Raw genomic sequence first — 22,103 nt, forward strand, 5'->3', positions numbered from 1 at the left:
TTCGATATTATCCATGACCATCCATATTCAATTTTATCGTGCGCTATAACGCCCTGTTAAGGGGTGAGCAACGCAATTCCGAAGCCGCCGCAAACCACCTTAAACACTAAAACCAACGCATAGTAAAAATGCCACGCGTTGCGAATCCCTCTTGAACAGTTTGTTATGTTTTACCACAAGTCACTGACTTTATTGAGAAAGAACTGCTATTTCAAGCTGGTTTTCTGAACCAAACCACAAGGCAAGAACCAACTTGGCCACCAAAAGCGACTAACCCAAAACCAGTAATTCCACTTCCCTGCCCAATGAGGCAACCCGACGAAGCTCCAACAAGCGACCTGTCTTTCCAACCAAAGTGCAAAACAATGGCAAATTGCCGAGGCAACTGCCAAGCCAAAATGCTAATTGGCTAAGAATCCAAAAGCGACTTTGAGCCAGTTAAACTAAAAACCGACCGCCACGACCTGACAATGAAGCAACCCACGAACATTGGTATGTTTTACGGGCTGATTGGTTCAAGAACTTAGACCGACAATACTGATTTGCTGAGTCTACTAGGGACGAATTGCCAGAGGGACAAAGAACTAGAGCCTAAGACCTTTAAGCCTTTGAAATGCAAGTAAACATAACGCCCTGTTAAGGTGTGAGCAACGCAATACCGATGCCGCCGCATACCACCTTAAACACTAAACGCAACGCATAGTGAAAATGCCACACGTTGCGAATCACTCTTAAACAGTTTGTTATACGCGTGCTGACACTACAACAGAACTTTCATAACCTTATGATTTGGCTCACTTTCAACATCAACCGCTAACCAACCTAAAGACTCATACAACGATGGTACATTTGTGTAAACATACAGGTTACTTTGAGTTGTTGCTGATACTTGCCTAACACCTCGATTGATCAGTTCACTCGCAATACCTTGACCACGCCACTCATTGGATACAAAGACTGCGTTAAGCCAAATAACTTCTGAGTCACCATGAGGTTCTGTAAAGCGCGAATAAGCGAGACCACCAATAACTTGGTTCTCTCTGAGAGCAACAATTACCGGTGGAAGGTTAGATTCTAGTTTATAGGTATCTACAAACAGAAAGTCAGACCATTCCGTTTGAAACAGCTTCTCTAGAGCAACCCAATACTCACTCTTTTCATCGCAATTTCTGAACACTACCTTGTTCATATTGGATTATTTCCTCAAAAGCGTATAACGCCCTGTTAAGGTGTGAGCAACGCAATACCGAAGCCAACGCATGGTGAAAATGCCACGCGTTGCGAATCACTCTTAAACAGTTTGTTATAAATCATTGCCACTGTTTCTGTACGAGCCGTTTGACGACTAGCATTAAAAAAGTGAGCACAATTAAACAAACAAAGATAATTACAAACCAACTACCCCAAACTATAAAAATATAGTTAAAGTCATACCTACAAGTACTTAGAGCAAGAGATTTAGCAGTACAAAACTCTCCCATTGAGTTATGTTTGACTGCAACATATAGGGGAATGCAAGCTAGAATACTAGAAACAACAATAGACACGATAAAGTGTTTTAAACGGCACATTTGGCTGGGCTCCATGGTTGCTCAAGATATAGCTTGGCTACACGTGCGCCGTAATCGCTAACTACTTCAGCACCCAAAAAATTATAGATCGTAGCTATTTTTCTTATCGTCGGATTTTCAATACGTGCCTGTATTCTAGATAATAGAATGATCCCGAACTCAATATTGTAGTAAGGACAGCCTAGGGCTTCTTTGTTGACGCCAATGTCTTTCCAATATGAATAATGTAGATTCATCGGCAATATGGTTTTTCTCAAAGGATAGACTTTATCATACCAGCCATGAGTAGTTTCCATATACATTATTGCTGCGACTAGACGTGGGTCTACACCATGTTTCTTTGATTGATGAATTATCAAACCGCACCATTTGCCAACTTCACTGAAGCTATCTATTTCGTATAATGGCTTTCTACCGACTGCGCTATCGCTATCAACGATAGTAAATATTGCAGGTGTATCATTGATAATGCTTAACTTCCTTTCCGCTGATTTATTCAGAACAGGTATGTCGTTCATGTCTTATTCCCTCAATTAAAGCAAATATGATACAAATCACATACCAATAAAGTCATCTTAATATTCTGTTTTCAGACACTAATCTCAATCTTGATTTATAACGCCGCATTAAGGTGTGAGCAACGCTACCACCTAACCTAAACCATTGCACCGTAAACACGAAACCCAACCTTGAACTGAAAATGCCAAGCGTTGGGAATCACTCTTAAATGCTTTGTTATAGCTCGGCTAGTTTTCTTGAAGCTCCCTGCACCTAGGACAAACTACTTTTCCCGCTGGGATTGTATAATTACAAGCCATGCAAGATCTCTTGAGGTACTTAGGATCATAGTATGTATCACTGGACTTGAGAGCATATTGTGCGTCAGTGTAATGTTTCTCTTTTTCAACTCTAGAACTACAGTGTCTACACCTTATTGCTTCAGCTTTAATAAGCTCAGCGCAATAAGGACACTTACGGTAGTGACCTGAGTCTAACATACTTGCTTCTCGTTTATCTGAAGAGATAAGCGCAATGATAAAGCCGACTAAGGGAGAAAGAATGACAGCCAAAAAGAAATAGAAAATAGCTGATTGCCCTTTTGTAGCTGCATATTTCCCTACTAATATTGCGAACACTAACCAAAGCAAAAAGACAAAAAACATAGCGATACCCTCGAATGCCTAACCAACAGTATAAAGATAGGAAGCTATGGCAAATTCGTCTATGTGGCGCATCGAACTCAGAGCTATAACGCCTTGCTAAGGTGTGAGTAACGCAATACAAAAGCTACCGCACAGCGCCTTAATCACCATAAGCCACCGCATAGTAAAAATGCCACGCGTTACGAATCACTCTTAAGCAATTTGTTAGTACATGCGCTACTTCTATTTATGCGCTCCAAGATATTGAAAACTGGCATGATATGAAAGGCTTTGAACACTGAAGTGAGACGGGCACCTACAAAACTTAAAATCGATAGAGAGACGAGAGTTGGCTAGAAGAAAAACGTACTGAACTCACCTACTTTTACTGAGTTCAAATTAGAAAAGGATTCGTTCCTCGCACTTCGACAGCAACACCAAAGAAAGACAATTTTGACTTAGTAAAAAACACGAAAAAGAAGAAGCAATAAAGAAATAGATTAAGAGTTAGAGACCGTAAACGATGAAGTCAAAGCGAACACTCCGCATATAGTGCCACCGGAAAGAACGTGAAAGGTACAAACTGAAAGGTGTAAAGGCGAGCGCCAAAACAGATAAACACCAAAACTGATGACCTTTGATGTCAAACCCGTACTAACGCCTTGTTAAGGTGTGAGGCACGCAATACCGAAGGTTCCGCATAACACCTTAACTACTAAAGCCAACGCATAGTAAAAATGCCACGCGTGCCGAATCACTCTTGAACAATTTGTTATACGAATTTCTTCAGTGCCAACACTTGCTGTTCAAATAACTCACAATCTGACTTTGAGTATGACTTAGCGACATTAACCCATTGAACGCCCGTTTCATCTATGTGACGAAACTCGACTTGAAGTGCATATTTAGAACAACGAAAAAGAGCAAAAACCAAACCTACAACCGTCAGACTAAGAACTAAAACTAGTAGCCATTGTGGCACCTCTTCCAACCTTGGAATAACTAACCAAACTGCCCCTGAAAAAACACATACCCAGAATAAAACTTGACCTAAATTATCAAGAAAACTTAACTTTTTAACCCTAACATTGTTTATCTTAGACAAAGGATATGAGTCTTTCTTAAACCTGAACTCTTTTGAATCCAAGTTAAAATCATTACTTTTGTACATAATTTCCCTCTATTCGTATAACGCCGCGTTAAGTAGTGAGCAACGCAGACCACCGACCTAAAACATTGTGCCGTAAACACTAAAGCCGATTAAAACCAAAAATGCCACGCGTTGCGAATCTGCCTTAAACGCTTTGTTATACGTTTATATTTCTGATGATCTTATTGCAAGCACTAACAACATCGGAACGATAAAACTTCATCGTTTCAACTAGCTCTTTATCAGCTTTTACGAGAAACTCCTCTGAGCAATTCAAACGAACATGATTAAGTGGTAAATGGTCCGTCTCCGATGCTATGAGACCAAATACGTGGTAATCAGTGTTCCAGCATTGCCCATACATTTCGTTTCCAATACGCGATAATGCAATTATGTTTTCTATATAATTATCATCTGTTTCGAGTAGGTTCTTTGCTAGTTTAATCGCTTCTTCAGACATTTTCTTGCCTCCGATCTTCCCAAAACGTATAACGCCGCGTTAAGTGGTGAGCAACGCTACCACCTTACCTAAACCATTGTGCCGTAACCACTAAAGCTGAATCAAACAGAAAATGCCAAGCGTTGGGAATCCGTCTTAAACGCTTTGTTATGTAGCTACTCGCCATTACCCAAATCAAAAAGGTTTATACCACCAGAACTATCTAGACTGGTATTCGTCACTTTACTATTAGGTTCTACATTTACTTCTGCATATAGTAAGTAGCTTTCAAATGATGGGACTTCAGACACATTAAATAGGATCTTTCCAACAGACTTTTGAAAACCCAACAAGTCGCCAAGATCTTCATGTAGTTCCAAAGCCAACTCTTTACTATATGGCCGCAACATGCCATAAGAAATTGACTTATAGAATCGGTCATTACTGCGATTAACCTGGTTCAATACCCAACTAATCTCATGAAAGGAATAGGTGTTCTTTTTTCCAAATTTAGCACACAGCTTAGGAGCTACGTCTTTAGCCACTGACTGAACATAGGCCTTTTTATTCATGAGCTTAAGCATATCTATCCTCCTTGCTACATAACGCCGCATTAAGGGGTGAACAACGCATTCCACCCAAACTAAGCCATTGTGCCGTAAACACTAAAGCTGATTCAAACCAAAACTGCCAAGCGTTGTGAATCCCTCTTGAATGCTTTGTTAGTTGCCAAACCCAAGGCTTGGATTTGGAGTTTATTACCGTTTTGCCAACACTGATTTTACGTGCTTTGAAAAACTCAAATCAGGCGTAGTTTTAAAGCGACTGTCAACGAAACCACTTGGAACAGATAGCGACGTAGAAAACGGACTTACAACACCAAAAAGCTCTTTTGAAAAGACAATGTCACCGAGCTGCTTTTCAGCAAGTGAATCGGTTTCTGAAACAGAAAATCCAACCACAAAAGAAACCTGAGAACGATTTCCACAAACCCAAAGAACTAAAAATTGAAATACGAAAACCTAACCAAAAACACACGGACATTAGGCCTAAATGTTTTTGTTTTAGCTGCGTTTTTCTCGTTGGCAACTAACGCCCTGTTAAGGTGTGAGCAACGCAATACGAAAGCCTCCGCACACCACCTAAATCACTAAAATCAACGCAGGGTAAAAATGCCACGCGTTGCGAATCCCTCTTGAGCAGTTTGTTAGTCGCGAGGCACCGAGCGACAATTTTAAGCCGAACTAAACTTTGCCAACAACAAACTTTATGTGCTTTGATGCATTTAAGTCAGGCGTAGTCTCAAAGCGGCTACTCAATGAAACCACTTAGAACAAACAACGTCGTAGAAAACGGACTGACAACACCAAAAAGCGCTTTTGGAAAGCCAATCTCACAGTACGGACTTTCAACAAAGTCACTGAAACCACGTGGAACTTACCACACCAGAGAAAACGTCATTTCAGCGAGTAAATTGGCTTTTGTAACAACAAACTCACCGAGCGGAGTTGCAACCAAAAACAAACTCTCGATTGCCCTGTTCTGTCAGCACCAAAGAACAAAACAATCGCTAGAACACTTGCAAAATTTTGGACTCAAAACAGCTAAAACTAAGTTCTAAGGATCGACGATGAATCTGTGTTCCAAACAAACTGCTGCTAAATTTTAAGCTCAGAAACATGATTTTGATTGCTAGCTTTTTCTGGCGACTAACGCCCTGTTAAGGGGTGAGCAACGCAATACAAGAGCCGCCGCATACCGCCTTAAACACTAAAACCAACGCATAGTGAAAATGCCACGCGTTGCGAATCCCTCTTGAACAGTTTGTTATATGCTGTCTTCAAACATTGCATTTAAAATACCATACACCATTTCATGGCACGTGGAATTACCTCCCAAATGAACTAACTCATTATCACTGTCACCACTCAGAAACGCCAAGTAAGGATGTGCTTCATCACCATCAAAGCTAATGCTTGAAGAACTGTCGATCATACTTGCAACTTCAAAAGAAATATTACCTGTTAGTTCTTTTAGCAATGCTCCCTTAATACCAGCTCTTTCCAAATGTTCGGCAATACGTGCAATCATCTCACCAGTAAATACTTCCTGTTGAAGCATAAAATTATCTGTGTCTACTTTTAACTCCATAGGTACTTCATTCCTTTGTCTGGTATTGCATATAACGCCCTGTTAAGGGGTGAGCAACGCAATACCGAAGCCGCCGCATACCACCTTAAACACTAAAACCAACGCATAGTGAAAATGCCACGCGTTGCGAATCCCTCTTGAACAGTTTGTTATGTGCGTGCTAACTGAGGTACTTTTGCCAATGTTGCTGCCCTTTCAAAACTACTCTGTAATCTTTGTAGTCCAATGAACTGTAGGGCTTTTTAGCTGCAACATTATCATCACCGACTTCTAGTGTGATTTTGAGGTAATCATTATCACGACAATACTGTTCGATACCATTCAATTGCGCCTTGCCAACCCCTTTACCGCGAAAGCTGTCCGACACCATAAAATCATGGATATTCATAACTCTTTGCGCACGATAAGTTGAGAACGATTCAAAGCAAACCGCAAAACCAGCAGGCTTATTGTCGACAAAACTGATAAATCCGTGGAAATAAGGCAACGCAAATAGCCGAGCAATTACTGAGAGATCTAGTTCAACTGAGAATCCAGACAGATACTCTTTGAACAGAGTCTCGAATATACTTTTGTCCTCAATGCTTTCTGTTTCGATACGCCTGATTGTGATTTCCATATTCATTTCCACCAAAGCACATAACGCCGCGTTAAGTGGTGAGCAACCCGACCACCCAACTTAAACCGTGCCACAGTAAACACAAAACTCAACCAAAACAAAAATGCCACGCGTTGCGAATCCGTCTTTAACGCTTTGTTAGCTTACTACTTTCCGAGCATTCCAAACTAAAACAACAACTTATTTTGACATTAAACGTGAAGTCGAAATTATAAACATAGCCGATAACTTCAGGCGATGAACTTAGTATTAACTTGAGCTTAGCCAAAACCGCCGAGCGTGGAGACTCACGGAACTTCACCCACCAATGCTCGTATTAGATTTGCCGCTTTCAAGTACAAAACTTTGCCATGAATGAAATAGAGGCGGAGCTGAAATTACCACCAACAAACCAAGACCAGACCAAGAAAGCTTACGACCTCACACGGTAATAATGACCGCTAAAAAATGTTACTTGCTACCGAAGATACAACCAAAATATTTGCCAATCAGAACGCTCATTTTGACGATATGCCCAAACTAACATCAGCTATATGAGTTTGATTTTTCAGACTGTAAGCTAACGCCTTGTTAAGGTGTGAGGCACGCAATACCGGAGCCCCCGCATACCACCTTAACCACTGAAATCAACGCATAGTAAAAGTGCCACGCGTGCCGAATCACTCTTGAACAATTTGTTATGTGGCGGACTTTTTAAATTATTGAGACAGTTGCCAAATACATACCTATCCAATACATAATGTAAAATACCCAATCATCTAACCGTTCAGCAAAGGTTTCTCCTTTCCACGTTTGCTCAGTCCACCCAAGTCGCCCCAATGTTGCAACAGCAAAGCAAAAAGCTGATCCAAGAGCTAGTACACTTTGGCTCGTTGGTATACCTAAGTCATAGCAATCCACAATGAAACCGACCCCAACTGCACTACCCATAAAAAGCAGAGAAAGGAAAAAATTTCTCAGTAATTTCATTGTTTTATTCAAATTTAAAATCCTGATGTTTTAATCGAAGAGCCACATAACGCCAAATTAAGGTGTGAACAACGCTAACCACTCTACCTAAAGCATTGTGCCATAAACACTAAATTCACTTAAAGTGATAGCGCCAAGCGTTGTGAATCACTCTTAAATTTCTTGTTATATGCGTGGTGACATTGGCGCGAAAGGTATTTCGCATACTTTCAAGTAAGGCTCCTCTCCAAAAGGAGACTCTGCTAATTCAATTTCTCCGTGCGATGTATAAACGTCAAACAGGGCATTAATTTCCACCAAATCACCTTCAAGCTCAATGACTCTATCATTTGCGCTACTACACCCTCCACGCTGTCCAAGTTTGAAGGCTAGATACATTTCGTGTATCGACTTAACTACAAGCGCGCAATGAGTCTGCTCATGTCGATAGAGCTTCTCAAGATATGGGCGAAACTCCTCAGCTGATTCAGCTGAAGTCCTAGACATTTCAAACTTCGGAAGTGCATAGGTAACTTCAAGATCAAATTCATGAATTTCGCAAGAATCATCATGCGTATGGAAGTCATATTTCCACGCGGTGTACCCGTCAAAGCCCTCATTTACTAGAAAGTCAGGTCTAGAGTTAAAAGAGTGTTCAATTTCCTCAACACTATTGCCGCTAATCTTATACACTTCAAACTTTTTCTGGAAGGGAAAGTCTAACCTAACGTCAGCATTAGCCTGATTGGAGGCCATTAAGCAAGCTATTGAAAGTGCGATTTTTTTCATCATTTTCCTTGAAGCATATAACGCCCAATTAAGGTGTGAGGCACGCAATACCGATGCCGCCGCATACCGCCTTAATCACTAAAACTAACGCATAGTAAAAATGCTACGCGTGCCGAATCACTCTTAAATTGTTTGTTATAAAGCGGACTCTACGTTAAACGCCTTTTCTAACCACACCGAGCTAATGTACTGTCCATTTTTCTTTGCATACTCATTGAAAACTCCGACTTCTCTGAAACCAAACCGTTTGTGTAATGCCACTGATGCGTCGTTTGGTAATGCAACACCCGACAATACACGATGAACACCATAAGCACGAATTGATGAGAACAACTGAGTATATAGTTTAGAACCTAAACCTTTCCCTTTAGCTTCTTGTGCCAGATAAACGGTCACTTCTACGGTGTCGTCAAAAGCTGAAATTGCTCTGTACTGTTGGGAACATGCAAAACCTAGCAACACGCCGTTTTCTTTGGCTACATATAGTTGATATTTGGTAGTACTAGAAAACTGAGAAAACCATTTCTGACGATTTTCCAGAGTAAATGGAACTTCCTCAAAGCGTGCATTAGTGTGCTCAATATAAAAATTAAAGATGTCGGTGATACCAGCAACATCTTCAAGTTTACCTGTTCGAATTTCCACGAAATTTCCTTTTTCTTCGAGCTTTATAACGCCCTGTTAAGGGGTGAGCAACGCAATACCAAAGCCACCGCATACCACCTTAAACACTAAAACCAACGCATAGTGAAAATGCCACGCGTTGCGAATCCCTCTTGAACAGTTTGTTAGGCGACATTTCTACGTTTAACTTCTTTCTCATACGAAGATTCGTTGTATAGCCAAATAGCCCAAAATGCGAAAAACATCCCGATCGTGTAAATTGAGTAATTAAGAGCATTATCCGATAAGAAAATCGTAATGCTTGCCGCATCAGAAGATGGATAAAGGAAAATAACATTAAAAATTATGTACAAAATGGCTGTGACGAAAGTTGTTCTGAAAAGCCAATTTAAACATCCTTTCTTTCGAGATTTTTGCCAATTATCAAATGCTTTACCATTCATTAATCCACTCCTTTTCTATTAACTGAAGCTAGATTCACGCCAAGATACTATCACTACTCTATCGTTGATCTCATGTCGCCTAACGCCCTGCTAAGGGGTGAGCAACGCAATACAGAAGCCGCCGCATACCACCTTAATCACTAAAATCAACGCATAGTAAAAATGCCACGCGTTGCGAATCCCTCTTGAGCAGTTTGTTAGTTTGCAAACCCAAAGCATTGATTTTATGTCATTTTAAACTTTGCAAACAATAAGCTTTATGTGTTTTGATGCATTTAAATCAGGCGTAGTCTAAAAGCGGCAAGTCAATGAAACCACGTGGAACAAACAATGCCGCAGAAAACGAACTCACAACAACAAAAAGCACTTTTGGAAAACCAATCTCACAATGCGGACTTTCAACAAAGTCACTGAAACCACATGAATTTACCACACCAAAGAAAACGTCATTTCAGCGAGTAAATCTGCTTTAGTACCAACAAACTTAACGAGCAGAGTTTCAGCAAAAAAGTTCAACTAAGTTAACCCAAAAGTCACCGTACCAAAGAACAAATCAACCATTGAAACCATGTCACTTTTGGATTTTCACCACGTGAGTTAACACTGAAATTGAACGCCGATACGACGATTTCGACTTTGAACTTTTACCACTAGATCTTGCGATATTGCTGCGTTTTTCCTCTTGCAAACTAACGCCCTGTTAAGGTGTGAGCAACGCAATACCAAAGCCGCCGTATACCACCTTAAACACTAAAACCAACGCATAGTAAAAATGCCACGCGTTGCGAATCACTCTTAAACAGTTTGTTAGCACTTAGATTATCGCTGCTTCACAAACGCTATTGCTAACCCAGAAGACACGAATGTGATACCTGCACCAATATTTAACCCTGACACTAGTTTAGGCTTGTTTCTAAACCACTCAGACAATTGAGAAGAAAACACACCCATTAAGCTAAAGCCAATTGCTGTTAATGCTGCAAACCACACACCGTAGCCAATCATTTGAGTTGTCACTGAGCCTAAACTTGGGTTTACAAATTGAGGTACAAAAGCAAGAACAAACATACCTGGCTTCGGATTAAGTGCTGCTGATAGAAACCCAGTAGAAAAGATAAGTTTCAGAGACTGTTTTTTCGCTGGTTCCAGTGAGAACAGGTTTCTCGTACGGAGTACTTTCACACCTAACCATATTAGGTAAGCAGCACCAACCAGTTTTACAACATAAAACGCCACTTCAGAGGTTTGAATTAAAAGGGTTAGCCCGAATGTTGCTGCGACTACATGAAATAAAATACCAGCACCAGAAGACATGCCTGACATTACTGCCGCCAGTCGACCTTGGCTTAAACCTCTACCTATAGCGAGCAAGTTATCCGGACCCGGCGAGATCACCAAAAGTAAACAAGCTAATGTATAAGTAACAAATACCTCTAATGGAAACATAAAACCTCCTTGTTGAATGATTCTGAGTGCTAACGCCCTGTTAAGGGGTGAGCAACGCAATACCAAAGCTGCTGCATACCATCTTAATCACTTAAACCAACGCACAGTAAAAATGCCACGCGTTGTGAATCCCTCTTAAACAGTTTGTTAGCTGCGTACCAACATTTTTGCCACATCAATTGCGACAACTTCAGTACCACAGAGGTTTGCATCCCAATTGAGACCCACAAGATGTCCATCGCTATGAATACCTTTTAGCCAATTATCAACGAATGAATCTAGGTTAATTGGAGTTGGGACATACAACTCCCAATCACCAATTGCGACCCGACTTGCGTATGCTCTATCTGACCAAAAAACATAAACTGATGCGTCTGGATACTGATTCGAATTACAAACTGCCCAGCCACCATCAGGATGCTGAAGTCCCCAAACAGTTCGATTTTCGATTACTCTGTCGATAAATCTTATGTAATTGGAACTTGATGTAGCTTTATCTTGGAGCATCATTTTTCCTCTAAGCAGCTAACGCCCAATTAAGGTGTGAGGCACACAATACGATGCTCCCGCATACCACCTTAATCACTAAAACCAATGCATAGTAAAAATGCCACGCGTGCCGAATCACTCTTAAATTGTTTGTTAGTTGCCCATCTCAAAGCCTAGTGCTAACATTTGTACACACACCAACAAAGGAATATATCATGGACACTAGAATTCAATTTCGTGTTGATGAAGAAACAAAACGCCTAGCTCAACAAATGGCTGAGAGCCAAGGTCGAACTCTAAGTGATGCTTGCCGTGAACTTACTGAGCAACTCGCTGAACAACAAAGAAAAACATTATCTCACGATGCATGGCTAACTGAACAAGTAAACCTAGCATTTGAGAAGTTTGACTCAGGAAAATCTGTTTTCGTTGAGCACCAAACTGCTAAGTCTCGAATGGAAGAGCGCAAAGCCAGAATCCGTAATCGAGGTAAGCAATGATTTTATGGGAAGAAGAGTCACTTAATGATCGTGAAAAGATCTTCGAGTTTCTCTATGACTTCAACCCTGATGCGGCAGAAAAAACTGACAACCTCATTGAAGCAAAAGTAGAAAACTTGCTTGAACAACCTTTAATGGGTGTACAACGAGATGGCATCCGCGGACGATTGCTCATTATTCCTGAGATTTCGATGATTGTCTCTTATTGGGTCGAGGGCGATATCATCAGAGTTATGCGAGTACTCCACCAGAAACAAAAATTCCCTATGGATTGATTGCTTCCTCTGGGGAACTAACGCCCTGTTAAGGTGTGAGCAACGCAATGCCAAAGCCGCCGCATACCACCTTAAACACTAAGCGCAACGCATAGTAAAAATGCCACGCGTTGCGAATCACTCTTAAACAGTTTGTTATGTAAATTTCTGAAATTAAACGATATATAAACCACAGTTTTCGTCAAACTGAAAATGTGTATTAGGTTTTGAAACTTCTTTCGCTTTATTGATACAGCGATTTATTCGGTTAGTTAATTGAGTTTCGCTGACATTCCTTACAAGTGATACTGAAAAAGAGAAGTCGTAGTCAGGGCTAGTAAAACTGTAATGCCTCGCAGATAAATCTGATTCTTCAAACTTTTGTTCAAGTTGAGCATCCAATAGCTCAATTATTTTCGCTTTAATTTCTGATAATTCCATCTCAATTCTCCTTATTCTCATGATTTACATAACGCCGCGTTAAGTGGTGAACAACGCCAACCACCAAACTTAAACCATTGTACCTTAAACACTTAACCCGACTATAACTGAAATCGCCAAGCGTTGTGAATCCGTCTTGAACGCCTTGTTAGGCGAAGTTTCCCACCGGAGTTTAAGGTTGTCTGAAAGCAGATTACCCGAAACAAAATAAGCAACCAAGCACCCACTGACTTTTTGTGATTCAAGAACCACAAAACTCACTATGTTTCAGCCAAAATTCCAACGACCACGAAATGCGAATTTGCAGCGACTAAGTAGTTTTTGAACCTGAGAAACCCAAAGCTGCAAACTTAAAGCGAGAAAGAAAACCTCGATTAACTTGCCCTTGCCACACTTTGAGCCAATTAAACTCGCCACTAACCGTCTCCAAAAACCAATGAGGCAACCCACGAATTTTGGCATGTTTTACGGCAGGAGAGATTCAAGAATTTGAGCCGACAATGCCAAGTTGCCGACTTAGAAAAACGAATGCTCAAAGAGAACTAAGAAGATGAGAACAAAGAACTTTACTGCCCGTCGCCTAACGCCTTGCTAAGGTGTGAGTAACGCAATACAAAAGCTACCGCACAGCGCCTTAATCACCATAAGCCACCGCATAGTAAAAATGCCACGCGTTACGAATCACTCTTAAGCAATTTGTTAGTACATGCGCTACTTCTATTTATGCGCTCCAAGATATTGAAAACTGAGATGATATGAAAGGCTTTGAACACTGAAGTGAGACGGGTAGCTACAAAACTTAAACTCGATTTAGAAACGAGAGTTGGCTAGAAGAAAAGCGCACTGAACTCCCCTACTTTCACTCACTTCAAATTAGGAAAGGATTCGATCCTCGCACTCCGACGGCAGCACCAATTGCAACCAAGATTCACTCAGAAGCCGCCACAAAAATAAAGAAACGCCAAAGAAATAGACTAAGAGTTAGAAACCGTAAACGGTGAAGTCAAAGCAAGCACAACACATATAGTGCCACCGGAAAGAACGTGAAAGGTACAAACTGAAAGGTGTAAACACGAACGCCAAAACAGATAAACACCAAAACTTATGACCTTTGATGTCAAACCCGTACTAACGCCCTGTTAAGGTGTGAGCAACGCAATACCGATGCTCCCGCATGCCACCTTAAACACTAGACGCAACGCATAGCAAAAATGCCACGCGTTGCGAATCACTCTTAAACAGTTTGTTATGTGTTTGCGTGCTGAAGTTGAAAATGCAACTGAGACATTAGTGATTGATATACTTTCATAGTAAATACTTGCAAATTTTCCATACAAAACTCACCACCAATAATTGGATGCAGATCCCAACCTAAGCATTCGTCTTGTTTTGGTTGTAGCCCGTGTTCGAGCGCCAAGTCATACCAACTAGTTAAAAAGACATTATCACACCAATCTTGTGATTTATTCATTTTATTGTACTCATGAAAGTCCGAAGCAATTGTTTCATAGGTACCATCTAAAACCGATAACAATGAAATTGAGCCATCCACTTCACCAAATAGCCAGTCACCCATGATGGTTAGATACAAAGGTTTCCCTGTAGGATTAAGCAACCATTTCCACTGAGGTAACAAGGTATCTATTTCTACGTCCGAGACTTCCCAAATAAACTGCATTTTTATCTTTCTCACTCTGTTTAGAAACCCATTGACACATAACGCCTTGCTAAGGCGTGAGTAACGCAATACAAAAGCTACCGCACAGCGCCTTAATCACCCTAAGCCACCGCACAGTAAAAATGCCACGCGTTACGAATCACTCTTAAGCAACTTGTTAGTACATGCGCTACTTCTATTTATGCGCTCCAAGATATTGAAAAGTGGCATGATATGAAAGGCTTTGAACACTGAAGTGAGACGGGCAGCTACAAAACTTAAACTCGATTAAGAGACGAGAGTTGGCTAGAAGAAAAATGCACTGACCTGCCCTACTTTCACAGGCTCAAATTAGAAAAGGATTCGATCCTCGCACTCCAACGGCAGCACCAAAGAAAGACAATTCTGACGTAGTAAAAACCACGAAAGAAAAGAAGCGCCAAAGAAATAGGGTAAGAGTTAGATACCGTAAACGGTGAAATCAAAGCAAGCACAACGCATATAGTGCCACCGGAAAGAACGTGAGAGGCACTAACGGAAAGGTGTAAAGACGAGCGCCAAAACAGATAAACACCAAAACTTATGACCTTTGATGTCAAACCCGTACTAACGCCCTGTTAAGGGATAATAAAATAAGCATAAAATCCATAAAATACAGTAATTTATAAAACAAAATAGATATAACTCAAAAGGATATGTAGCACATGTGTAGCTATCGAAGTAAACAGCCATAAAGCTCTACTAACTCACATTTGGACAGAAATGCGTTAGAGCAAGGAGTCTAAAGGTGGGTCGTGGGATGAGGAAAAATATGGTACTCAAATAAAGTTTACCTTGACCCCATATATCCATGTTATCAATCAATGTAATGAGTTCGGTAACTAGGAAATAGATAAGTAACTGATACCGAGAAGCTCAAGAAAGAGTTTGAGCTATTGACTGATGATATTAAAGACTGCCTAGATTTTGATGATTAACTACCTACAGTTGTGACGTTTTTCACAAAGCCCTGATTTTTACAGGGCTTTGTGTTTTCTCCTATTGAAATGATATACAACGGACACCATATCGTTATTGTCTATTTCACAGGATAAGATTATGAATACTAAGAAAACCTCTAAGTCAGTTGCTTCAAAAGCAGCTAAGGCCCTTTCGGATCCTAATGCTTCAAAGATTCAAAAGTCACTAGCTGCTAGCACAATGGCTCAAGCTAGTTCATCAAAGCAAACAGGCAAAGACATGGAGACTAAAGCCTCAAAGGTTCTTCAGTCAAACAAGTACAGTGACGATACCAAAGAGTTTGCTGCTTCGGTGCTAGCTCAGTCAAACAAGAAGCGATAGACAATATGATTAACGGCATTAGTAAAATCAAGAGTCTTCGCTCATTCGGAATTTATGAAAATCACATCAATGATGGTTGTGATGAGTTTGCGAAATTTAATCTTATCTATGGTTGGAACGGTTCAGGTAAATCGACATTATCTCGATTGTTCCGTTGTATTGAAAACAAGAGCTTAGATGGTACCAACTACACCGAGTCAGCATTTGAAATCGAGTACAGCTTGGATGGTCAAGCTCAGAGTGTCCTTACTCAACAAAACCTCTCTCAGAATCAACTAAACATTCGGACATTCAATAATGATTTCGTTCGTGAAAACATCGACTGGAGTGGTACTGTTAAAAGTATACTGCTTGTTGACCAGCAGAAAATCGAAGAACGAAAGCAATTAGATGAACAGAATAAAACTCTCAAACTAAAAGAATCAGCTTCAGAAAAAGAAACAAAGATAGCTGGTGACCTCGATACCGAGATTAACAAATTTCTGTCACGCACAGCGAAGAGTATCAAGACGAGCTTAAAGGTAATTGGGACCGAAGATAGTAAGTATCTTAACTACAACAAAACCTCACTTGAAAATTTGATTCGAGCTAGCTCTGCGGAAGTTGTGGATCCTGCGTCAGTTCTTACCGATGAGCAAATCATTCTTCATACCAAGTCAGCTTCTCCTGTCGAAAAAGATAAAATTTCATTTCCTGCAAATACAATCAGGAAAGATTATTTTGAGTCGAGCTTCAATGCGCTAACTAAGTTGCTAGGTAAGTCAGCGGTCAATGAAGTCATTGAGTTTCTTAGAGACAACCCCGATGTTCAAAAGTGGGTGTCAAGTGGCATGGCGGTTCATGATAAGCATAAATCGGAAGAATGTCACTTCTGCGGAAATAAGATAGATGAATCAAGGCTCACTAGTTTAAATAATCATTTTAGTAATGAATTCAAACTATTGAAGCAGGAGATTACTGAGGCAACAAAGTACTGTTGTGATTTACCTGAGCTTACTTTACCTAGTGTTGAGTCATTTTTTGATGAGTTTCAGACTGAGTACAAAAAAGTAGTAGCTCCTTTGGAGGGTGTTGTAACTGAAATCAATAGTATCGTAGAGCAGTGGCGAGAATGCATCGATAAAAAATCAAATGACCCATTTGATATCTCTCTAAAGATTTCGTCTGTGACAGTGGATTTGATAGACCAATATAACAACGTGATTCTTGATATCGCTGCTTGTGTGAAAAAACACAATGACAAATCAGGAAACTTTCAGGCTGTTACGACCGCACATAAAAAAGCACTTGAGCTCCATTACGCCGCTGATGAAGTTATCGATTTTGATTACAGCAAAAAAGTAGAAGATAGAAAGACCGCAAATGGTAATGTGCTGAAGCTGAGTGATGAAATTTCTGCAATTAAGAAAGAAATACAGAGACTTGAAGCAGAACTATCGAATGAGTCAATTGCCGTAGATGCTTTCAATGCTGAGCTAGCGAAGTTTATTGGTAGAACTGAGTTAACTTTAAAGTTTGATGCAAAGCAGAAAGGCTACCGAATTTCACGTAATGGATCCGATAGGCACGCTCAAAACCTGAGTGAGGGTGAGAAAACCGCCATAGCATTTGTCTACTTCGCGACGAAACTCGAAGAGCACGATAATGATATTAAGAACACGATTGTCGTGATTGATGATCCAGTTTCTAGCTTTGACTCTAATCATTTGTTCCACTCATACTCATTCTTGAAAAAACACTGTGAGCAGGCAAAACAGTTGTTTGTAATGACGCACAATTTTTCCTACTTCAAGTTGGTTCGTGACTGGATGCTGAAGAAAAATAAGATGCGTAAACAACCGCCAGTGATTAAAGCAAGAGCATATACGATTGAAACTAAATCTGACGGAGTGCGTCAGTCTAAATTGGTTAACGCTGGTGGTTCATTGACTGATTATAATTCCGAGTATCACTACCTGTTCTCTAAACTTTATTCTCTCAAAGAGAAACAAGAGCTTAATCTTGATGAAGTGTATTTGTGTGCGAACTTGTCAAGAAAGCTGTTGGAATCTTTCTTGTGCTTTAAGTTTCCTAAAAAGAGAAGTGATTTTAGACAGTTGGTTGATGATGGTGTTAGGCATTACCCAGCAATCAAACCTGAAGATGTTGAAAAGGCATATCGCTTCATCAACAAATACTCTCACAACCAAGAGATCGAGCTTGAGGATAACGCTGATAACTTGCTTGGTGAGTCACCTGCGATTCTAAATATCATATTAGATATTGTTAAGACTATCGATGAGGCACATTATACTGAGATGGAAACAGTAGTTACTGCTTGATAGTATCAAAAGGGAGTCTCAACGATTCCCTAACTTATCCGTAATGCCTTTCTCGATAAGGCGTATTGTCACTCTTTCGTGAAAAGGCATGGTGTCAGCTACGCAGTTTTTACTCTAACAAACTTCAGGTCGAACGGGCACTTTCGTGTTGCAAAGCCCCCCAAAAAAACTGTAGATCTCGCTGATTCAACGATGGACAAAAGAAAGCGAGACTTTAACCTTTCCTTTGCCGATATAGGATTAGTAAAACTAAGTCTACTATCCAGTAGCAAAACGCAAGAACTGCCACCGTTAGTAAAAATGGACGTTCAGTGCATAACTTGTCGTGGAACTGGATAGCACATCATCTAAAAACAGATGGTTAGCAGATGCCTGATCACTCATTGATCCTAACTCAAAAAAATAACTACACTAGCTCTTTGACTATTCTAAGATACTGTAAAAACTCTGGAGCTTTCACTAAGCCTTCGTTCCAATACTGCCGAGACTTTGACATTTTATCGGCAAGCTCAGAAGTTAAGTATTCAAAGTTTTCTACAAGCCTATCGCTGCCAATAGGAGAGTTTTTCTCTGATGCTAGCTTCTCTGCATATGCTTGAATGTGCTGACGCATTTCAAATTTTGCGGTTTCTGGTGCTTCTTCTTCGTCGGCACAAAAGTCCAAAAACTCACTTATTTCGGTTTCAGTCTCATTACAAAGCGCAAGTATTCCCTCAAGATCAGCAATACAACAGAAGTGGACGTTTTTCAAAGGTATACTAGCAGCAACAGCTTCATCTATTCTTTGTCTATACTCATCCCCTAAATAAGAGGCTAATTTAGCACCGTTACCAAGGTAGAAGTCTTGGTGAGTCACTATGAGGGCATATCTGTTATCAAAGTCAGCAAGATCATCAAAACCAACACAACTTAACTTATCTGCACACTCACCTGCTTGTTTTATACCTTTCAGATGAGTATCCCTTAACTTGTCCTTAATAATGTTGCTCTGGTCAGTCACAAGTATTTTTTGGTTTGGCTCGACGCCCTTTGCATCAATAAATATCGAAGTTCCGTTTCGTTGATGTAAGAAGTCGACAACCTTACCTTGAATTTTGTTATCTCTATAAACTGCCTTCAGTTGCTCTTCTCTTGTCGTCTCAAATCCATATGCATCAAAAACATATGCCAAATATTCTTCAAACTCTTTAGTAAACTTGTCTCGAAAACCTCTCGAATCAGCAGTTTTAAGCGTTCTGAGCACAAACTCGCTCAACCCGATACTTGCAACGTATGGATGAGCGGTTGATATACCCTCAGGTAGAATAAGTATTGGTTTCTCAAGCAATAGTGGTTCAGAAAAGTACTCTTCCACCCTTACCCCTCCATCACCTCTAGTTTCTCCTCTTCGGATTTTCATCAATTGTTGTAACTGTTCAAAGTTTGCTCCAACTAAACTGAGGTATTGTTTTATTACAGTCACTGGATATGCAGGTGAGAGCTTGGGCAAGAACTCTTCGTACTTAATGACAGGCTTTTTAAGCGTGTAAAATATAGAAAAGAAAAACACCGACAAAACAAAAAAGTCTTCCAACTCAATATCTGTCTGAGCTTTGAAACTATCTCGAAAAGAGCGACTTGCACCTTCATTACACATGATCGAGAACAACCTGACCAAGAAATAGTTGTGCACTATCTGGTTACTTTGAAATCTAAGTTGTGTTAGAAAAAACGCTCTTAGAGACAACCAAACATTATCCTCATCAGCAAAGTTGGTAGCTTTTCCTTGTAACGCCCAAATTTTATTCAATATATTCCAAACATCTTTTTCAGTCGCAGGATTAGCGCCTTGGTTGGGTTCTAGCTCTAATGCCCACTCAAGCATTAGGCAGACAGTCCATGGCCGACCTATTGCTTTAGGTTCACCAGGATAAACGGTATGTAGCCGAGTCAATAAATGTTGCACGACTGACTCTTTAGTGTAGCGTTTTATAGAGTTTCTTATCTTCTGAGTATCTGTGCTAAATGACATCAAATTATCCCCCGTGATTTGAATAGGCTGTATTCTCAGCTTTTAAGAGCCTCCAACTTGATAGACACTCTTCAATTCTAAGCCCCACTATCAAGCGATGGGACAAACGCTACTTTAAACTGACTGCATTCCGTGATCATCGTAAGGTATTTTAGATGCGGTATCATTCCAAGCTTTTTCTAGATCGGATAGGTCATACTCTCCATTTTCCCAATGAGAAACCCCTTCCAGAGCCTCCATGAATCGATCTAATCTTTCATCGTAATATTGCGCATTGGATAGATCGCTATTTTTAAGCGCTATAAACTTACTGATTGTAAACGTTTTGTCGCTCTTCATGCTTTTCCTTCTCAACTAGCTAATATGTGTGTTGATTTATATTGATCGCATAAGGTTTATTAAGTCAAAATGTGGCTTCTAAAACATTGGCAGTCAGTCTACTCTGGCTCGTTTTGGGGCAGAAACGTGCCAGTGACTTTGCTAATTTAGCATGATATCAATTGAGTCAAATATGGTGCTCCTCTAGTTTACTGACCAAATTCATCTTTCCACTACACTTTCGAATTCATTGAAACCGCGACAAATCATAATTTGCTCACAAAACACGCAAAATGCACTTGAGTTGATATGCAATAAGATAAATAAATATATCTGTGTGAGAAATCGTTCTCATAACTTACATTTACCCCAAAGGAGTAAACAGATGGGCAAGTATGTAATTAAGAAATCTACAAAGGATACCGTTCAACCATACTACTTTGTACTTAAAGCAGACAACGGACAAGTGATTGCGACCAGTGAAATGTACGCTTCAAAGCAAGGGGCAGAAAATGGTATCGCCTCTGTTAAGAATAACGCAGACTCAGTAACTGTTGACGAGTCTTAAAATGATCCAGTTTCTGGCTTATAGCTGTCAACAAAGCCACCTACCAAGGTGGCTTTTTAGGTAACAATGTTATTCAATTTTATTGGAAAATTTAACAATATCGAAAGTGTTTAAGCTCAGACCCATCACTAACTCCTACCTAAGCAATAGACAGATTGCAATCGGCACTTTTGTTTTAATTTACCATTACACCTGATGTGCGCATTCAAGATGTTAAATGCATAAAATTAGTTCAGTCAAAGACAAGCCAGTAGAAATACTAAGAGGACTCGCGTTAGCGCAGTTTGGGGGATAAATGAGCTAGAGTAACCTGTTATATCTGAACCCAGACACCCCTACTTTCATGTAATATTATTATCTAAATTGAAGCTAGGGCAGTCAGGTTGGCTATGATATTACGACAACCAACCTGTATTGCGGTTAGTCTCTAAACTTGAGTTGTTCTCCAACAACTTGGATGTTGAACATATCAACTTGTTCTGAGATTTGATTTACTTTGTGCTTATCGATACCTTCTAGCTCACCTTCATCAGGCCAGTTAAAAGCGCCCAACACGGTAAGTGTCTCATTCAGTTTTGCATGTTTTCCTTTATCGACCAAACGTTCTAGCTCTAACGACTCTTGCTCAGAGCACGCTTGTAGCTTCAAGTTGTTAATATAGAGAACAACCTTTACCTTGTCCTCTTTAGATAACGAGTCAAACCATTCGTTACGAGGAAACAACTCTTTGCTTTGCTTTTCTTTAGCGATGCATTTCTCTCTCTGAATAATCCAGTTAAGAGTCGCCTCTTTAGTCTGTTTATCCATATGGAATTTTGTTACCCAATTCATATTTATAGATTCCGCTACAGCATTGGAGCTACTAAAGAGAACAAGGGATA

24 protein-coding genes are annotated in these 22,103 nt (G+C 40.2%); 6 read left to right on the top strand and 18 right to left on the bottom strand.

The features are described 5' to 3' along the window. Nucleotides 1-760: 760 nt before the first annotated feature. The 5 genes from R7E51_RS21870 to R7E51_RS21890 all read right to left on the bottom strand — a co-directional run bounded on the left by R7E51_RS21870 (nucleotide 761) and on the right by R7E51_RS21890 (nucleotide 4,886). Nucleotides 761-1,189 carry a GNAT family N-acetyltransferase gene (locus tag R7E51_RS21870; protein ID WP_206958539.1) on the bottom strand — a complete coding sequence of 143 codons (429 nt, stop codon included), beginning with the start codon at nucleotides 1,187-1,189 and terminating at the stop codon, nucleotides 761-763. A gap of 369 nt (nucleotides 1,190-1,558) precedes the next feature. Continuing rightward, on the bottom strand, nucleotides 1,559-2,089 hold the full coding sequence (locus tag R7E51_RS21875) for a hypothetical protein (RefSeq protein ID WP_115386118.1): 531 nt from the start codon (nucleotides 2,087-2,089) through the stop codon (nucleotides 1,559-1,561). Between the two features lie 1,396 nt (nucleotides 2,090-3,485). Continuing rightward, entirely contained in the window at nucleotides 3,486-3,884 is a 399-nt protein-coding gene (locus R7E51_RS21880; RefSeq protein ID WP_025539256.1) for a DUF6232 family protein, read from the bottom strand. A gap of 136 nt (nucleotides 3,885-4,020) precedes the next feature. Next, nucleotides 4,021-4,323: a hypothetical protein gene (locus tag R7E51_RS21885; protein WP_054730763.1), complete on the bottom strand. Its 303-nt coding sequence runs from the start codon at nucleotides 4,321-4,323 to the stop codon at nucleotides 4,021-4,023. Between the two features lie 155 nt (nucleotides 4,324-4,478). Continuing rightward, nucleotides 4,479-4,886: a hypothetical protein gene (locus R7E51_RS21890; protein WP_025985253.1), complete on the bottom strand. Its 408-nt coding sequence runs from the start codon at nucleotides 4,884-4,886 to the stop codon at nucleotides 4,479-4,481. Nucleotides 4,887-5,620: 734 nt separating this feature from the next. Here R7E51_RS21890 and R7E51_RS21900 point away from each other — a divergent pair. Next, on the top strand, nucleotides 5,621-5,923 hold the full coding sequence (locus R7E51_RS21900) for a hypothetical protein (RefSeq protein WP_206958540.1): 303 nt from the start codon (nucleotides 5,621-5,623) through the stop codon (nucleotides 5,921-5,923). Between the two features lie 206 nt (nucleotides 5,924-6,129). Here the strand turns inward: R7E51_RS21900 and R7E51_RS21905 are convergent, their stop codons facing one another. From R7E51_RS21905 to R7E51_RS21940, 8 genes are all read right to left on the bottom strand, one after another. Beyond that, entirely contained in the window at nucleotides 6,130-6,453 is a 324-nt protein-coding gene (locus tag R7E51_RS21905) for a hypothetical protein (RefSeq protein WP_054866683.1), read from the bottom strand. A gap of 160 nt (nucleotides 6,454-6,613) precedes the next feature. Next, entirely contained in the window at nucleotides 6,614-7,072 is a 459-nt protein-coding gene (locus R7E51_RS21910; RefSeq protein WP_193621678.1) for a GNAT family N-acetyltransferase, read from the bottom strand. A 693-nt stretch (nucleotides 7,073-7,765) separates the two neighbouring features. Next, entirely contained in the window at nucleotides 7,766-8,053 is a 288-nt protein-coding gene (locus R7E51_RS21915; protein WP_148506286.1) for a hypothetical protein, read from the bottom strand. A 153-nt stretch (nucleotides 8,054-8,206) separates the two neighbouring features. Next, nucleotides 8,207-8,809: a DUF922 domain-containing protein gene (locus R7E51_RS21920; RefSeq protein WP_206958541.1), complete on the bottom strand. Its 603-nt coding sequence runs from the start codon at nucleotides 8,807-8,809 to the stop codon at nucleotides 8,207-8,209. A 135-nt stretch (nucleotides 8,810-8,944) separates the two neighbouring features. Then, a complete protein-coding gene (locus tag R7E51_RS21925) occupies nucleotides 8,945-9,454 on the bottom strand; it encodes a GNAT family N-acetyltransferase (RefSeq protein ID WP_140214931.1) in 510 nt (169 codons plus the stop codon). Between the two features lie 143 nt (nucleotides 9,455-9,597). Then, nucleotides 9,598-9,876, bottom strand: a complete 279-nt coding sequence (locus R7E51_RS21930; protein ID WP_033007115.1) for a hypothetical protein — start codon at nucleotides 9,874-9,876, stop codon at nucleotides 9,598-9,600. Between the two features lie 819 nt (nucleotides 9,877-10,695). Continuing rightward, on the bottom strand, nucleotides 10,696-11,322 hold the full coding sequence (locus R7E51_RS21935; protein WP_152816199.1) for a LysE family translocator: 627 nt from the start codon (nucleotides 11,320-11,322) through the stop codon (nucleotides 10,696-10,698). 147 nt (nucleotides 11,323-11,469) lie between these two features. Beyond that, entirely contained in the window at nucleotides 11,470-11,829 is a 360-nt protein-coding gene (locus tag R7E51_RS21940; RefSeq protein WP_025542820.1) for a DUF2750 domain-containing protein, read from the bottom strand. A gap of 197 nt (nucleotides 11,830-12,026) precedes the next feature. On the opposite strand from R7E51_RS21940, the gene R7E51_RS21945 reads away from it, so the two are divergent. Both R7E51_RS21945 and R7E51_RS21950 read left to right on the top strand, forming a co-directional pair. After that, nucleotides 12,027-12,311, top strand: a complete 285-nt coding sequence (locus tag R7E51_RS21945; RefSeq protein WP_005398409.1) for a type II toxin-antitoxin system RelB/DinJ family antitoxin — start codon at nucleotides 12,027-12,029, stop codon at nucleotides 12,309-12,311. Beyond that, the gene (locus R7E51_RS21950; RefSeq protein WP_031849398.1) at nucleotides 12,308-12,586 is read left to right on the top strand and encodes a type II toxin-antitoxin system RelE/ParE family toxin; all 279 of its coding nucleotides are present in this window, start codon (nucleotides 12,308-12,310) and stop codon (nucleotides 12,584-12,586) included. Before R7E51_RS21945 ends, R7E51_RS21950 begins: the two co-directional genes overlap by 4 nt. Nucleotides 12,587-12,739: 153 nt before the next feature. Here the strand turns inward: R7E51_RS21950 and R7E51_RS21955 are convergent, their stop codons facing one another. Then, on the bottom strand, nucleotides 12,740-13,006 hold the full coding sequence (locus R7E51_RS21955) for a hypothetical protein (protein ID WP_054730732.1): 267 nt from the start codon (nucleotides 13,004-13,006) through the stop codon (nucleotides 12,740-12,742). 1,246 nt (nucleotides 13,007-14,252) lie between these two features. Continuing rightward, nucleotides 14,253-14,684 (bottom strand): T6SS immunity protein Tdi1 domain-containing protein, encoded by a 432-nt coding sequence (locus tag R7E51_RS21960; protein ID WP_042524345.1) that lies wholly within the window; start codon nucleotides 14,682-14,684, stop codon nucleotides 14,253-14,255. A gap of 1,077 nt (nucleotides 14,685-15,761) precedes the next feature. Between R7E51_RS21960 and R7E51_RS21965 the strand changes: the two genes are divergently transcribed. Continuing rightward, entirely contained in the window at nucleotides 15,762-16,004 is a 243-nt protein-coding gene (locus R7E51_RS21965; protein ID WP_024699287.1) for a hypothetical protein, read from the top strand. A gap of 5 nt (nucleotides 16,005-16,009) precedes the next feature. Beyond that, on the top strand, nucleotides 16,010-18,325 hold the full coding sequence (locus tag R7E51_RS21970; RefSeq protein WP_206958543.1) for an AAA family ATPase: 2,316 nt from the start codon (nucleotides 16,010-16,012) through the stop codon (nucleotides 18,323-18,325). Between the two features lie 406 nt (nucleotides 18,326-18,731). Here R7E51_RS21970 and gapS1 read toward each other — a convergent pair whose 3' ends face one another. Next, nucleotides 18,732-20,336 carry a GapS1 family protein gene (gene gapS1, locus R7E51_RS21975; protein ID WP_005477165.1) on the bottom strand — a complete coding sequence of 535 codons (1,605 nt, stop codon included), beginning with the start codon at nucleotides 20,334-20,336 and terminating at the stop codon, nucleotides 18,732-18,734. Nucleotides 20,337-20,450: 114 nt separating this feature from the next. Continuing rightward, nucleotides 20,451-20,675 (bottom strand): hypothetical protein, encoded by a 225-nt coding sequence (locus R7E51_RS21980; RefSeq protein ID WP_206958544.1) that lies wholly within the window; start codon nucleotides 20,673-20,675, stop codon nucleotides 20,451-20,453. Between the two features lie 364 nt (nucleotides 20,676-21,039). On the opposite strand from R7E51_RS21980, the gene R7E51_RS21985 reads away from it, so the two are divergent. After that, a complete protein-coding gene (locus tag R7E51_RS21985; protein WP_021448657.1) occupies nucleotides 21,040-21,222 on the top strand; it encodes a YegP family protein in 183 nt (60 codons plus the stop codon). A 420-nt stretch (nucleotides 21,223-21,642) separates the two neighbouring features. Here R7E51_RS21985 and R7E51_RS21990 read toward each other — a convergent pair whose 3' ends face one another. Further along, nucleotides 21,643-22,053, bottom strand: a complete 411-nt coding sequence (locus R7E51_RS21990) for a hypothetical protein (protein ID WP_242531457.1) — start codon at nucleotides 22,051-22,053, stop codon at nucleotides 21,643-21,645. Between the last annotated feature and the right edge of the window lie 50 nt (nucleotides 22,054-22,103).

Source organism: Vibrio sp. Vb1166 (genome assembly GCF_033338695.1).
Lineage (GTDB): Bacteria > Pseudomonadota > Gammaproteobacteria > Enterobacterales > Vibrionaceae > Vibrio > Vibrio alginolyticus.